The organism is Oenococcus sicerae, assembly GCF_004102045.2.
GTDB classification, from domain to species: Bacteria; Bacillota; Bacilli; order Lactobacillales; family Lactobacillaceae; genus Oenococcus; species Oenococcus sicerae.
Map to the genome: position 1 here is coordinate 83460 of NZ_CP029684.2, position 14909 is coordinate 98368.

The following is a 14909-nucleotide window of genomic DNA, read 5'->3' on the forward strand; positions in this document are numbered from 1 at the left end:
ATTTTAATTATCTTTTACTGAAGTTTTTTTCGCAATCGTTTTTTTAACAGTTGTACGTGCTGTCGGCTTTTTTACAACTGTTGTTTTCTTAGTTGCTGTTGGTGTTTTAACTGTTTCTACTTTGTTTTCAAACAAATTATTCGGATCAATTTCAGGTTTAGCACTTTTATCATGTATCAAGCTGGAAACGACAACGTCAACATCAGCAACTAACAAATCAGTTGCAGCTGAGATAGCTGTTTTAACAGCATTCTGAATAGCTAAAGCTGTTTTCGGGATATTAACACCATAAGCAAATATCGCATAAACAGTAAAGCTTAGATTGCCATCTTCATCCTGTTTCACAACAACACCTTTAGTCTGTTTGAATTTTTTTGTAAAGAAAAATCCAGAAAAACGTTCCTGGGCTTGTGCTTGCAGGCCAATAACACCATCAATCTCTTTGGCAGCAATTGAGGCAATCGTCTCTAAAGTTGATGAAGAAATTTTAGTTTCACCATCTAATTTACTACCGCCTAAAATGAAATACTTTGACCCTTGAGCTTTGTCCATCAGGCACGCTCCTTGTAAGACCCGCCATCAGCTGTATTCACAACCAGCTTATCATCAACATTAATGAAATCAGGAACTGTAATAACCAAACCTGTTTCCATTGTAGCTGGCTTACCACCACCATTGACCGTGGCGCCCTTAATTGAAGGCTGCGTCTCGGTCACCTTCAGTTCGACTGTGACTGGCAATTCAACGTCCAAAATTTCATCTTTATATGAAGTCACTTTAACTAGCATGTTTTCCAGCAAGAACTTTAATGAATCAGTGATCTTGTCGCCAGGAATATCAACTTGATCATAGGTCTCGGTATCCATGAAAACATAGCTGTCACCGCTCGCATATAAGAATTGCATTGGACGAGTCGTGATATCAGCAATTTCCATTCTCTCACCAGCACGGAAAGTTACTTCATTGACAGCGCCGCTACGCAGATTCTTCAACTTAGATCGAACAAAAGCACCACCTTTTCCGGGCTTAACATGCTGGAAGGACAAAATGCGCCAAATCGCGCTGTTATATTCAATGGTCAAACCGTTTTTAAAATCTGATGTATCAATCGCCATGTTTTTCTCACTTTCTACTTAACTGTCATATTTTATCATTGCTTAGACAAAATTTTCAGGATTTTGGAATTCGGATGGAAATTTAAAGCTAGCGAAATATTTAAAAATATCCGCAATGGATCGGCCACGATAAACATACTTCATGTCGGTTGCCGGTACAAAGGCTTTCTCAACCGCTTCTTCCAGCCAATCCCACAGAGTATCGTAAAAACCATCAATGTCAAAAAGAGCTAAGGGCTTTTCGTGCAAATCAATTTTGGCCCAACTAATCGTCTGAGAAATTTCTTCTAGTGTACCAAAGCCGCCTGGCAGTGCAATAAAAGCATCCGACTCATCAATCAAAAGCTGTTTTCTCGTATTCATATCTGGAACTTGAACTAGTTCTGTGACCTGATTTGCCTTGATTGAAGCTTCGGCTAAGTTGGTCGGCGTGATTCCTAGGACCTCACCACCATTAGTCATCACAGTTGAGGCAACGATCCCCATTAGGCCATCTTTGCCGCCACCATAGACCAAACGATAGTGATGGGCCGCTAAATATTGCCCAAGTTCCGCGGCTTTTTTGGAAAAAATTGTCTCATTTCCGAATTCAGCACCCATAAAAACACTGACCGACCTAATTCGTTCATTCTTTTCCATATGCCAATGTTAACCCGACTTGCTAATTTTTGCTATACTAGTCTCTAGCTACTAGTTCACTTGTGGACTATTCGTGGACAAAATATTTTTGATAAAAAGGAATTTGTATAAATATGTCAGAAAATGATCAAAGCGTAAATACCTTTACGCACGAAGTTAAACTTGAAAATAACGAAGTTGGTATCATGGCACTCGGCGGTCTTGGTGAAATTGGAAAGAATACCTATGCCGTGCAGTATCAAGATGAAATCGTTGTCATTGATGCTGGAATTAAATTTCCGGAAGATGACTTGTTAGGTGTCGATTACGTCATACCGGACTATACCTATTTGGTACAGAATATTGAAAAAGTGAAAGCACTCGTTATTACTCATGGACATGAAGATCATATCGGTGCGATTTCTTATTTTTTGCGTGCAGTCAATGTTCCTGTCTATGCACCACCATTTGCATTGGCCTTAATTAAAGGCAAACTCGAAGAACATAACATGCTGAAAAAGACTGAACTGCATGAGTTCAAGCCAGATGATTTCTTCGATTTTGGCAAAATGCAGGTTGAGTTCTTCCAAACAACTCACTCGATTCCCGATACAGTCGGTGTTGCAGTTCATACGCCTGTTGGTACAGTCGTTGAAACTGGCGATTTTAAATTCGATCTGACCCCAGTAACGCAACAATATCCTGACCTGCAGAAAATGGCTAAAATTGGCCGTGATGGCGTTCTCCTGCTTATGTCGGATTCAACTAATGCTGAACGGCCAGAATTTACGAAATCTGAAGCCTGGGTTCAAAAATCTGTTGAAAGAATTTTCGGCCGCATAACAAAAGGACGTATTATTTTTGCCACTTTCGCTTCCAATTTGAGCCGTGTCAAAATGGCTATGGATGCTGCCATCAAACACGGTAGAAAAATTGCCGTGTTTGGACGGTCAATGGAAACAGCCGTGGCCAATGGTCGTGAACTTGGTTACTTAAACATTCCCGATGAGTATCTACTGGAACCTAGCGACTTAAAAAACACACCAGCCGATGAGACCTTGATTCTTTCAACTGGATCTCAGGGCGAGCCCATGGCTGCTTTAGCAAGGATTGCAAATGGTACACATAAACAGATTAAATTGCAGCCGAATGATACAGTTGTCTTTTCTTCTAATCCGATTCCCGGCAACACAGCTTCAGTTAACAAAGTCATTAATGAACTAGAAGAAGGTGGTGCCAACGTTATTTATGGCCCTCTGAATAATATTCACACTTCCGGTCATGGTGGCCAAGAAGAACAAAAAATCATGCTGGAGTTAATGAAGCCCAAGTTCTTTATGCCGATTCATGGTGAATATCGCATGTTAAAAATTCACAGTGGACTAGCTCAATCAACCGGTGTTCCTAGCGACCATATTTTCATCATGGAAAATGGGGATGTTTTGGCCTTGGATGGCGAACACGCTCATCCAGCTGGCCACTTCACCGCTGAGGCTATTTATGTTGATGGCGGCGGCATCGGTGATATCGGAAGTGCTGTCCTTCATGAACGGCAGAAGCTTTCACAGGACGGCTTGGTCATCGTTACAGCTACAATTAACATGCAGACTAAAGAGATTCTTTCTGGTCCAGATCTGCTCAGCCGCGGATTCGTTTATATGCGTGAGTCTGGTGATCTCATTAACGATGGCCGCCGCATTGCTTTTGGCACAATCAGAAAAGCGATGATGACAGCAAATGCTGATGAAGGCTCAATCAGACAAGCGGTGATTGATGAATTAAGTCATTATCTTTACAGGAAGACTGCACGTAAGCCAATCGTGATTCCTGTATTAATTCAAGTTAAATGATTAAAAAGCCGACTCTATACTGAGTCGGCTTTTTAATCTGTGCGAACATGAAAACGATTTGAGCGATTAGCGATTCTGAGAATTAAATTCGTTTCCGCTTTTTTATCAATTTGTTCAATCCATCTCTCATCAAGACTACTGCGATCGGATAGCGCATAAATAGCACAAATAAAGGCTAAAATTGTTTGTCGTTGCTTGGAAAATGTTTTCACCGCTAACTTAATCGCATCATTTAGGTTTTCAGTCGAAAAAAGAACCCAACAAGCATTTTCTAAGGTATGGGTAGCACTTCCATCATGTACCAATTGATCGGCCTGTAAATCAGGTAAATCAGGCATATTCATCGGTGCGAAATTAATCAGATCTGGTTGGAAAATAGATCGTCGAGAATAATACTCGTAAGTAATGGCGATAGCATTCTCAAGAGATTGATGGACAGATTCTCGAGCAATGATCTGAGAAATCAAAAAAGATACCATACCGGCAGACATCATGGCCGAAGGATAATCATTCGTTAAGGAGACGATATCGTGAATCGACCCCATCGATTTCTCATCATTAATAAAGCTCGAACCGATCCTAGCTGTTTCATAAAAAGCAATCGGCATGACTCGAATCAAAACATTTTCATCGTTTTGAGCTGGCTCAGTGGCACCGATCGAATCTAAATCGCGTGTTAATTCAAAATTAATGATTGACTGAATTTCCGTTTCAAAACGATCCGTTTGCAGCGAATTCGTCATAGAGAACTGCCCATTGCGCCACCATTCAGCAAAGTTATGCATCACATTAACTCGTGAATAGCCTAAAGAGATTGCACGGACAATGGCCAAAGTCAAACCAGTCGTTGGTGTCCACACAAAATCAAAGTCGCTATCATCAAGATCATTAGATGCTTTTAAAGCAGCGGCTGTATTGCGTTTGCTTAAATTCCCTAAAGCATCACCAATCGCAATGCCATAAAGTAATCTTCCGATTGTTGAGAGTCTTTTAGTCATTTGGTTTAGGCATTACATCATTCCAAAAAGCATTATAAATAGCTGCGGCGGCTTTTTCAACATTACCAAAACTATCAACTTTATCGCCTGGATATGCGATCGCAATGGCATATGGCGCATAAGGTGAATACATGACCATTGTATCGTTTTGCGTTTGCTGGCCATTTGTAAATGATTCAGCCGTTCCAGTCTTGGCAGCTACTCGGGGTCTTAGTGTATGTATTAAGGTCCCGCCGGTGTTGTAAGAGCTGCTGCCGTTCGCTACATTCCACATACCGGTTTTAATCACATTCCATTCATCACTCGATAATTTCACATTCCCTTGAATCGTTGGTGTTAAACTGCTCGTCACTGACGGCTGGACACCATTTTTACCAGATTTCAAAACTGACTCAACCACTTTTGGCTGGACGAGATAACCACCATTTGCAATGACACTGACGAAACGTGCCATTTGAATCACGGAATAAGTGTCGTATTGGCCGAAGGACTCATCAACAAAAGAACTAGCTAAAGAACCAGTAATGGAACCCCGGTAGCCAGGTGTTTCATTGGGCAAATCAACGCCAGTCCGCAGGCCGAGACCAAATTGGCCAAAACCATTACGCATCGTATTCCAAATGGACGAACTGACTGCTAATGACATGCCGGACACGTAAGGCGTACCATTCATTTTCAAAGCTAATTGGATCATATAAGTGTTTGAAGAATCTTCCAAGGCTTGTTCGGCCGTTAAGGCGATCTTTGTACCGGTCGGATTAAAATCAGAATGTTTCTCAGGTGTTCCAGCTAATTTGATCAATTGATCATCCTGAGTTGAATTACTTGGCGTAATAACACCGGCTTGCAAAGCCATAGCCACCATCGCCGGTTTGATCACAGAACCCATAACAATTGGATCCTGCACAGCAGCCAAATCATTTTGAGTTAGTTTTCCAGTCTGATTATTACGGTCCCAACCAGCCAAGGCATAAAGGCCACCAGTTTTAGGATTCATAACAGCAGCATAACCACCAGTGGTTAAACCTGTTTGCATATTTTCTTTCAAAATATTTGAAACATCACTTTGAAATTTAGCGTTGATCGTCAACTGCAAATTATTGCCAGACTGGCCAGACTGAGTTACTTTGCTTTTAACTATTTTGTTTTGAGAATTAGTCGTAATTTGTGTCTTTTTGTTGATACCTCTAAGAGTCTGTTCATATTGTTCTTCAATTCCAGAAATACCAACACTTTCCGTTCTCGTATATCCTTGAGCCAAATAAGTCGATAATCCACTTTCTGGCAGGCCACTAGCAGATCCGGATAAGGATCCCAAAAGTGATTTAGCACTTGATCCTTGCGGATAATCTCTCGTCCAGCCTTGGTTTACTCTGATACCAGGAAATTGACTCAACCGTTCGCCAATTCTAGATATTTCACTCGTTGTGACACCTGTGGATTTTAAAGCCGTCGTTGAAAGGCTGGTCGTTTGAATCATTTTTTCGTATATTGCAACACTGTTTTTCTCAGAGCCAGTACTTTTGAAATTTTTTTTCTGCAAATAGTGAACAGTTTTTTTATAAATTTCAGAGTTGGTCAATTTATTTTTTTGTTTGCTGGTCAGTTTTAGCGCATTGATCGTCTTGTCGTTATTTTTTTTATTGGCTAAATAATAGTCAATTTCTTGACTTTGCGTTACTGAATTAGTATCGACGGATAGATATTTAGAAAGACGACCAGCAGTATTGTAAATATCTGTGGTAGAAATTTCCGGCAAACGTTCAAAACTAATTGATGGCACTGATTTATTGCCGACCAATACTTTTCCAGTTGAATCATAAATAATGCCACGTGGTGCAGCTGTCGTCTCCACTGTTGCATCAGTCTTATTAATTAAGGCTAAATAACTATTTCCTGAAACGATCGTTAACATACCTAACTTTATAATTAGCAGCAACAGCAAAAAACCGCTGACTCCTAAAAGGATATTCAAACGCGTTGGAATAATTGAACTATTCCCTGATCGTTGTTCTTTTCTATTAAAATTTTTTAATTCTGGTTTTCTGTTCACTTTTAAAAGTCCAAATAAGTCGCAGTTTTATTGTATCATCGTTAACATAAGTTATAGTTCATGCGAGAAAAAATCCAAAAAATTATTTCAAATCATTACTTTTTAAGTTTTATACTGCCGGCTATGATTATGCTCGGCTATTTTGCTTATCGCAAGATGGCGCCTTTTGGCAACAGCTCAATTCTGACTGTTGATCTAGGACAACAGTATATCGATATGTTTTCTGGAATGAGAGAGACGATTCTGCATAATCCGCATCAGCTCTTTTATAGTTTTGGCAAAAATTTTGGCGGTGAAATGTTTTCCGAGTGGTCATATTACCTTTTTAGCCCACTGAATTTGCTTTTACTATTTTTTAATCAAGCAAATCTGCCTAGCGGTATCTTGTTGTTGACTGTTTTGCGTTTTGGGTTATCCGGCTTATCAATGCAATGCTTGTTAGTCAAGCAGAATTTCGCATCAAAAAATTTAGCTTTGGTTTTCTCTAGTTCATATGCTTTGTCTGGCTGGTTTATTGCTAATCAAGTCAATCTGCTTTGGCAAGACGAAATTATCCTGCTCCCCTTAATTATTTACTTTGCCATTTCAGCAATTCTGGAAAAAAAATATCTGCCTTTTACACTAATTTTCGCCTTCTCAATTATCGATAATTTTTATATCGCCTACATGATCGGTGTCTTCTTGCCATTTTTTGCACTTTGGCAAATAAGTCGCCAACCTTCAAAAATTTTAAGCTGGCTTATAAGCATGTATCGTTTTCTACTGGCCATGTTTGGTTCGGTGCTTGTTGCAGCTGTCGTATTGCTGCCAACTGCCTATCAGCTTTTGCAAGGCAAAGGCCAGGATACAATCGCTAAAATCGACTGGCAGTTTATTGCTAAACCATATTTATTAATTCTGAAATTAATTCCGGGATCCTTTAATTTCAGCCAAATGAAGACAGGCCAAGCCAACATTTTTGTGCCCTTTGTCATCATCATCGGTTTGATAGCCTATTTCTTCTTGAGAAAAGAAAAAATATCGACAAAAATTATTGCCGGGTTCACCATTGGACTATATGGATTAAGCTTCATTTGGCAGCCTTTAAATATTTTCTTTCATATGATGCAGTATCCTGTCTGGTATCCATATCGTTACAGTTTTATTTTTATTTTCTTCGTTTTATTACTTGCAGCCATCGGCTTGCAGCAGAGCAGACATGCCAACCTCAAAACTTTCGTTTTAAGCGCTGTGCTCATCTGCGGTATTACATTAACGGCTTTCATATATGACGGCAAAATCGATTTTGTGGATCAGCAGCAGGTGCATCTGTTTATTTTTGTCTCCGTTTTTGGACTTTTTGTTTATCTTATTAGGCGCTATATGAGTTTTAATTTTTGGTCCTACTTTCTTCTACTCGTTGCCTTAACAAGCTCAGCTTTGAATGCTTATCTATCAACGAATAATTTTGGTTATTTAACCAACAGCGAATATCAAAGAACTATCCAAGCACTTAGACAGTCAACGAGCAATTTATCCAAAAAAGGTTTTTACCGAGTTGGCCAAACCTTTTCTAGAACACGTGGTGATCCTTTTGCGACTGGTTTTAATGGCGGCATGCATTTTTCTTCGACCGTTGATAAAAAAACGCCTGAATTATTTGGTGCTTTCGGACAGGCCGCAGGTGATTATGTGGCCTCGTATTCCTATGGCACTATTTTAACTGATGCTATTTTTGATATGAAATACTTTATATCACCTGTCTACGGCAGTTCAACTGCAGCCGGATCATCAAGATCTATGGCTAATTCTTATCGGCCAGACCTCACAAGCTACCAGCTGCTCCAAAGCAAGGATCAGACGATGACCATTAAAAACAATAATGCTTTGCCAATCATTTTTCCTACTTCCAAACAAGTACTGAAAAGTCAAATTTATCCTGAAAATCCCATCTTAACTGCTAATTCTCTTTGGACTAAATTAGCAAACACAAAAAGTGTGGTCAAGGAGAATATTCCCTTTACCTACAACACAACCAACCTGCAAAGACTGCTTTATTTAAATGGACAAACGGCTGAAAAAATTTCAAACACACAGGATGCTTCGCTCAATATCAGTTTCACACCGACAACAAATGATGCCTATTACTTGACACTACCGAGCTCATTTGCAAACGATGCCAGTTGGATCACGATTAATGGCGAAACAATACCACAAGATACAAATCGCCAAGATGTCGTGGCGTTAAATGTTGCTAATCAAGACAAAAACTTTCAGATCACTATCTCTATCCATTTAAAAAATTCCTCACTTTTTTTAAATAACTTAACATTGTATTCAATTGATCGTACGCAGGTAAGCCAAGCAGCTAAGAAAATTCAGAAAACCGGTATCACAAACTTAAAGTTCAATCAGACTAGTTTTACAGGAAATATCCATGCTGCACAGGATCAAAAACTCTTAATGACAACTATTCCAGCCAGCCCGGGTTGGAAAATTAAAATCGATGGAAAAAATACGACAGTTAAAACGATTGATCACTATTTTGTAGGGGCAAAAATTAATCCTGGCAAACATCGAATTAAGATTTATTATGAAGAGCCTTACCTTCACATAGCATTATTCATCAGTGTTATTAGTTTGTTTATCATAATCGGATTTAATTTACGAAAACGCTTTACTAAAATTAACTAAAGGTCAGATAATCATTTATCTTTGCTACTTGACAGGTAAATAAGGCGTGTTATGCTAATTTTGCTGTAAATTTTGAAAGGATATAAAAGATAGTACGTATGGCAGAAGAAAAAACATATCCAATGACTGCTGAAGGCCTTGCTAAGCTTCAAGCAGAACTTGACGATCTCATTACAAATAAACGTCCAACGATCACGGCCCGAATTCAAGAAGCAAGAGCTTTCGGCGACCTATCGGAAAACTCTGAATACCAGTCGGCCAAAGACGAGCAAGCTTTTGTTGAGGGTAGAGTGAAACAACTCCAACAAATGATTCAGTTTGCCCAAGTAATCGATGCCTCAACCGTTTCAAAAAACGTCGTCACACTAGGAAAAACAATTTCCTTTAAAGAGGTTCCAGATGGTGATACAGAAACCTACACGATAGTAGGCTCTGCTGAATCCGATCCGTTAACTGGTCTTATTTCAAACGATTCGCCAATGGGAAAAGCCTTGCTAAACCATAAAACTGGCGATCAAGTTGAAATTCCCCTGCCTGGCAATAATTCGGTCACAGTTGCGATCACCCATGTTGCTAAAGCAAAGTAAACAAAAACAGGTTCTGATGAACCTGTTTTTTAATTATCATATTGGTTTAATTTGTAAGTCTCGATAATCGTGATAATTTTGTTTGCGTAATCTGGATCTGTTGCGTAACCGTCAGTCACAAGTGCTGCCGCTGCTTTTTTGTAGTCACCAGCTGACAATACATCTTTAAATTGGGCTGAATTCAAAGCAGTGCCATTAGCGATAAATTTAGCATGAGCTAGCATGCCTGTCCGCCAATCAGAATAAACAGCAAATTTATCTTTTTCAGTCACCCATTTGCCATTCAAATATTCTTTTGTATCCAGTTGAACGCTTTTTTGTTTGCCTTGAGCTTTAATTCCATAATAATTGTTATATTTAGAGGCCAAGGTACTAGTTCCCCACTCTGACTCCAAGATTGTCTGCGCTAAATTAATCGAAGCGAGAACCTTGTATTTTGTCTGTAATTCCTTAGCATATGATGCGCGTTTTTCGATGAACAATTTACGATAGACATCAATGTTTGGTCCCTTTACTAATTGCGCGTATATTTCAGACATTGATTGAGATTTCTTCAAATAATAGGTACCAGCTTGTAAACCGCTGCCGCCTTTGCCTAACGCAAATTTGGAAAAGTATAATTCAGATCTCACCAATCCAGCTTCATGAAGATCTTTGGCCATATCTTGAACCGTCGATCCAGATTTAATGACAACCGTTTGATAACTGTTATCCTGTGGATCAACTGCTGAATATTCAGTTTTCAAATGGTCTGTCGTGAGTTTATCAGATATATTAATGCCAAGAATAATAATCAAGATGAAAATTATCAGAACGAAGGCAATTTTTTGCAACTTGGATTTTTTTTGTTTTCTTTTTCTGGAACGTGATCGATTTTTTTGTTTTTGCATAGCAATATCATTTTACTAGTTTTTATAGCTAAATTAAAAAACAGGTCTCACGACTCAGACCTGTTAAAGATTGGCAATCGTTAGAACTGATCGATCAATAATTTTCTAATTTCAGCTAAACTCGGCTGACGTGGATTGCCTGGCGTGCATTGATCGTCATAAACCAAGTCAACCAAGCGATCCAGTGATTCTTCAAAAATTTTTTTATCAACACCATTGCCGCTTAAAGTCACGTCAACATCCAAAGCATCAGTCAATTCTTTAATTTTGACAATTAATTTTTCAACTAATGCTGCATCATCTTTACCCATCAGACCAATGTGACGGGCGATATCTGCATAATCCTTTTGGGCTGTATAAACTTCATAACGTGGGAAAGGTGTTCGTTTAACATTGCCAGTCACGGCATTAAAACGAATCACATGCGGCATTGCAATGCTGATCGCTAGGCCGTGCGGCAAACCGAACTCACCACCCGTTTTGTGTGCAAGAGAATGGTTGATCCCAAGAAAAGCGTTGCCAAAGGACATACCAGCCAAAGTTGAGGCATAATGCATTTTCTCTCTTGCTTCTGCACCACGATTTGTTGGATGATTTGGATCATAATTATATGAGTCAACAATATTTTCGAAAATAAGCTTAATTGCTTGCAAAGCCCAAGGGCGGGTAAACTCAGAACTCATCACAGATACATAAGATTCAAGCGAGTGTGACAAGGCATCGAGTCCGGAAAGTGCAATCGTGCGCTTAGGGACCGTCATAACCAATTCAGGGTCAACGATGGCCACCTGAGGTGTTAGTTCGTAATCAGCCAATGGATATTTCACATGACTTTCGTCATCTGTAATAACAGAAAACGGTGTCACTTCTGAACCGGTACCGGATGTTGTTGGAATAGCTACTAGTTGCGTCAAATTTTGATGTTCAAACTTCACGATTCGTTTCCGAATATCCATGAATTTTTGCTGAAGACCCTTGAATAATTCTTTAATATCATCAAGATTATCCAAAAAACCAACATGATCAGCTTCTTGTGAATACTCATAAAGAAAGCGTGCAATTTTTGCAACATCTAATGGCGAACCACCACCCAAGGCAATCACAGTATCTGGCTCAAATTCCTGCATTTGTTTAGCAATTTCTACCGCTTGGCTTAAATAAGGATCAGGCTGTACGGAACTGTAAATACTAGTCTTAACTTGGTCTTGACGAAGTTCGAACTGTTCAAGTACACGATCAACAAAACCATATTTAACCAGTGCATGTCCCGTAATAATAAATGCCCTATTGACGTTTGGCAATTCCTGCAGATAAGTAATTGCATTTTTTTCATAATAAATATCTTTAGGCAAACGGACCCATTGGGGCCGATTACGTCGACGTGCGACAGTTTTAATATTCAATAAATCGTAAGTAGACAAATTGTGTGACAATGAATTCTTCCCCCATGATCCGGTACCGAGCGTCATACTTGGCCGCAAAGCGTCCGTATAAATATCGCCAACACCGCCAATCGAGTCAGGCTGGTTCACAAGAATTCGAGAAGCAGAAACGGCATCAGCATACTCTTTGACGAATGGATCATCTTGCGCACCGATCTGAATCGCAGCATTATGGCCAGCACCTTGATAATTAAGCAGCCTTTGAACAACTTTAATGGCTTCTTGGCGGTCAGCAACTTTATAAATCGATAGTAATGGGCTTAGTTTTTCGGAAGATAATTTTTCGCCAATATCATTTTTATCAAGTTCGAACAAAAGAACATCTTTACCTTCAGGCAAATTAATGCCAGAATGTTCAGCGATCCATCGACCGCTCATGCCAGCCACCGGACCATTCACACCGTGTTTTTCATTGAAAACAAAATCAGCTACTTTTTTATAGTCGTTTTTAGGCACTAAATAAGCACCTTTTTCTTGCATCAATCTCGTAAATTCATCATAAACCGCCGATTCAACAACTGCTGAATTTTCCGTTGCACAAATCATGCCATTGTCAAAACGTTTTGACAAAAGCAAATCTTCAACTGCACGACGAACTCGAGCGGTATGGTCAATGAAGATAGCGCCATTCCCAGCGCCAACACCCATCGAGGGATTTCCGGATGTTAAGGCCGCGTGGACCATGGCAGGACCACCAGTTGCTAAAATAGAAGCGATTTTAGGATTCTGCATTAAGGCACTCGTATTCTCTAGCGACGGTGATTCTACCCATTGAATAAAGTTTTCCGGTGCACCTGCTTTCCTAGCAGCTTGGTAAACAATTTTTGCTGCAGCGACTGATGACTTTTGGGCCTGAGGATGGAAGGCGAAAATAATTGTATTTCGCGTTTTAGCCGTTAGCAAGGATTTAAAGATCGTGGTAGAAGTTGGATTAGTGGTCGGTACAATACCAGCTAGAATACCCAGTGGTGCCGCTAATTCCACTTTTCCTGTGACAGGGTCCTCGTGGATCACACCAACTGTTTTATCAGCTTTAATTGCGTTATAGACAGACTCAGATGCAAAACGATTTTTCGTATCCTTATCTTCAACAACACCTCGTCCCGTTTCATTGCGAGCAAAGTGAGCCAGTTCCAGCGAGTGTTCAGAACCAGCCAAGGCCATCGCAGCAACAATTTTATCAACCTGAGTTTGACTATAAACTGAGAATTCTAACAACGCCTCATTTGATTTGTCGACTAGACCCCCAATATACTTAACCGCAGCATCCTTTTTAGCTTGAAGCTCTTCGGGAGTTAACGATTTTTTTGTGGTTTTTTTTGTTTCGACTGCCATATGTTCTCCTTTGTCACAAGTCCAATATCTTTGTGAACTTATTAACATTATTAATATAAAACTTCACAATCTAAATGTCAATAGATGTTTGTAAAAAAAATCACTAATTATTTTTCTTAATAAAAAAGCTGCCTTTTACAGGCAGCTTGTAAATTATTTCATCAGTCGTTGAACGTCCCGAGCAATTTCTAGTTCTTCGTTAGTTGGAATCATAAAGGCTTTGATTTTAGAATCAGCAGTCGTAATTTCCGTAGCCGATCCCCGTTTCGAATTCGCTTCTTCATCTAATTTAACACCTAAAAATGCTAATTTATCGATGACCATCTTTCTAACCGGAATTGAATTTTCGCCAATACCAGCTGTAAAGACCAAAGCATCTGCCCCCTGCAGTTCAAAGTAATATTGGCCAATGTAGTCTACAACTCTGTCAACAAACATATCGACTGCCAGTTTGGCATGGTCATTGGTGTCATAAACATCAAGCAAATCACGCATATCACTGGAAATCGTCGAAACGCCTAACAAGCCAGATTTGTGATTTAAAATATCTAACGTTTCCTGATCAGAAAGACCTTCTTTGCCTTTAACGTAATTCATCAGCGAGTAATCAACATCCCCAGAACGTGTTGCCATCATCAGTCCGGCTAAAGGAGAAAAGCCCATCGAGGTATCATAAGATTTACCATTTTTAATCGCTGTTATTGAAGCGCCAGCACCTAGATGCATTGTGATCAGCTTTAAGTCTTCCAATGGTTTACCTAAAAGCTTAGCTGCTTGTTCGGCAACGTATTTATGAGAGGTACCATGAGCACCATATCGACGCACACCGTATTTTGTGTAATATTCGTAAGGAATCGCATATAAATAGTTTTCTTTGGGCATTGTTTGATGAAAAGCTGTATCGAAAACAACAACTTCAACAGCTTCAGGAATGATCTTTGAAAAAGCCCTGATTCCAAGTGCATTAGCTGCGTTATGCAAGGGTGCATAAGCCGCCAGCCGCTCAACTTTCTTCAAAACCTCATCATCGACCAAAACTGATTTGTTGAACCATTCTCCACCAGCAACAACACGGTGACCAATACCTTTGATTTCATTGAAATCTTTCACGATACCAAGTTCTTTAAACTGAGCAAGCATAAAATTGATCGCTTGTTCATGATCATCGAATTCCTGGCGGCTTTTATGTTTTTCGCCATTTAACTTAATCGTGACATTATCATCCTGATCAAGGCCTGCACCAATTCTTTCAATAACGCCTTCAGCAATAACATCCTCTTCGGGCATATTCAGTAATTTAAATTTTAATGACGATGATCCAGCATTAACTGATAATATTTTTGTCATA

Annotated in this window: 11 protein-coding genes; 3 read left to right on the forward strand and 8 right to left on the reverse strand. The window is 39.5% G+C overall.

Annotated elements, in window-relative coordinates; translation table 11 throughout:
• Nucleotides 1-3 precede the first annotated feature (3 nt).
• The 3 genes from DLJ48_RS00480 to DLJ48_RS00490 are packed head-to-tail and all read right to left on the reverse strand — an operon-like array spanning nucleotide 4 to nucleotide 1754.
• Complete coding sequence (locus DLJ48_RS00480; RefSeq protein WP_128684923.1) at nucleotides 4-552, reverse strand: Asp23/Gls24 family envelope stress response protein; 549 nt, start codon at nucleotides 550-552, stop codon at nucleotides 4-6.
• Complete coding sequence (gene efp / locus DLJ48_RS00485; protein WP_128684925.1) at nucleotides 552-1115, reverse strand: elongation factor P; 564 nt, start codon at nucleotides 1113-1115, stop codon at nucleotides 552-554. Before efp ends, DLJ48_RS00480 begins: the two co-directional genes overlap by 1 nt.
• Before the next feature lie 42 nt (nucleotides 1116-1157).
• The gene (locus tag DLJ48_RS00490) at nucleotides 1158-1754 is read right to left on the reverse strand and encodes an LOG family protein (RefSeq protein WP_128684927.1); all 597 of its coding nucleotides are present in this window, start codon (nucleotides 1752-1754) and stop codon (nucleotides 1158-1160) included.
• A gap of 113 nt (nucleotides 1755-1867) precedes the next feature.
• Here DLJ48_RS00490 and rnjA point away from each other — a divergent pair, with 113 nt between their 5' ends.
• Complete coding sequence (gene rnjA / locus DLJ48_RS00495; protein WP_128684929.1) at nucleotides 1868-3583, forward strand: ribonuclease J1; 1716 nt, start codon at nucleotides 1868-1870, stop codon at nucleotides 3581-3583.
• Nucleotides 3584-3615: 32 nt separating this feature from the next.
• On the opposite strand, the gene DLJ48_RS00500 is transcribed toward rnjA, so the two are convergent.
• Complete coding sequence (locus DLJ48_RS00500) at nucleotides 3616-4581, reverse strand: ADP-ribosylglycohydrolase family protein (RefSeq protein ID WP_128684931.1); 966 nt, start codon at nucleotides 4579-4581, stop codon at nucleotides 3616-3618.
• Complete coding sequence (locus DLJ48_RS00505) at nucleotides 4574-6634, reverse strand: peptidoglycan D,D-transpeptidase FtsI family protein (RefSeq protein WP_128684932.1); 2061 nt, start codon at nucleotides 6632-6634, stop codon at nucleotides 4574-4576. Before DLJ48_RS00505 ends, DLJ48_RS00500 begins: the two co-directional genes overlap by 8 nt.
• 60 nt (nucleotides 6635-6694) lie before the next feature.
• Here DLJ48_RS00505 and DLJ48_RS00510 point away from each other — a divergent pair, with 60 nt between their 5' ends.
• Together DLJ48_RS00510 and greA are read left to right on the forward strand one after the other, a co-directional pair.
• A complete protein-coding gene (locus DLJ48_RS00510) occupies nucleotides 6695-9307 on the forward strand; it encodes a YfhO family protein (protein ID WP_128684934.1) in 2613 nt (870 codons plus the stop codon).
• 98 nt (nucleotides 9308-9405) lie between these two features.
• Complete coding sequence (greA, locus tag DLJ48_RS00515; RefSeq protein WP_128684936.1) at nucleotides 9406-9894, forward strand: transcription elongation factor GreA; 489 nt, start codon at nucleotides 9406-9408, stop codon at nucleotides 9892-9894.
• 29 nt (nucleotides 9895-9923) lie between these two features.
• On the opposite strand, the gene DLJ48_RS00520 is transcribed toward greA, so the two are convergent.
• From DLJ48_RS00520 to DLJ48_RS00530, 3 genes are all read right to left on the reverse strand, one after another.
• Nucleotides 9924-10784, reverse strand: coding sequence for an endolytic transglycosylase MltG (locus tag DLJ48_RS00520; protein WP_128684938.1), 861 nt, complete (start codon nucleotides 10782-10784; stop codon nucleotides 9924-9926).
• An 80-nt stretch (nucleotides 10785-10864) separates the two neighbouring features.
• Complete coding sequence (gene adhE / locus DLJ48_RS00525) at nucleotides 10865-13561, reverse strand: bifunctional acetaldehyde-CoA/alcohol dehydrogenase (protein ID WP_128684940.1); 2697 nt, start codon at nucleotides 13559-13561, stop codon at nucleotides 10865-10867.
• Nucleotides 13562-13714: 153 nt separating this feature from the next.
• Nucleotides 13715-14908, reverse strand: coding sequence for an acetate/propionate family kinase (locus tag DLJ48_RS00530; RefSeq protein WP_128684942.1), 1194 nt, complete (start codon nucleotides 14906-14908; stop codon nucleotides 13715-13717).
• Nucleotide 14909: the final 1 nt, after the last annotated feature.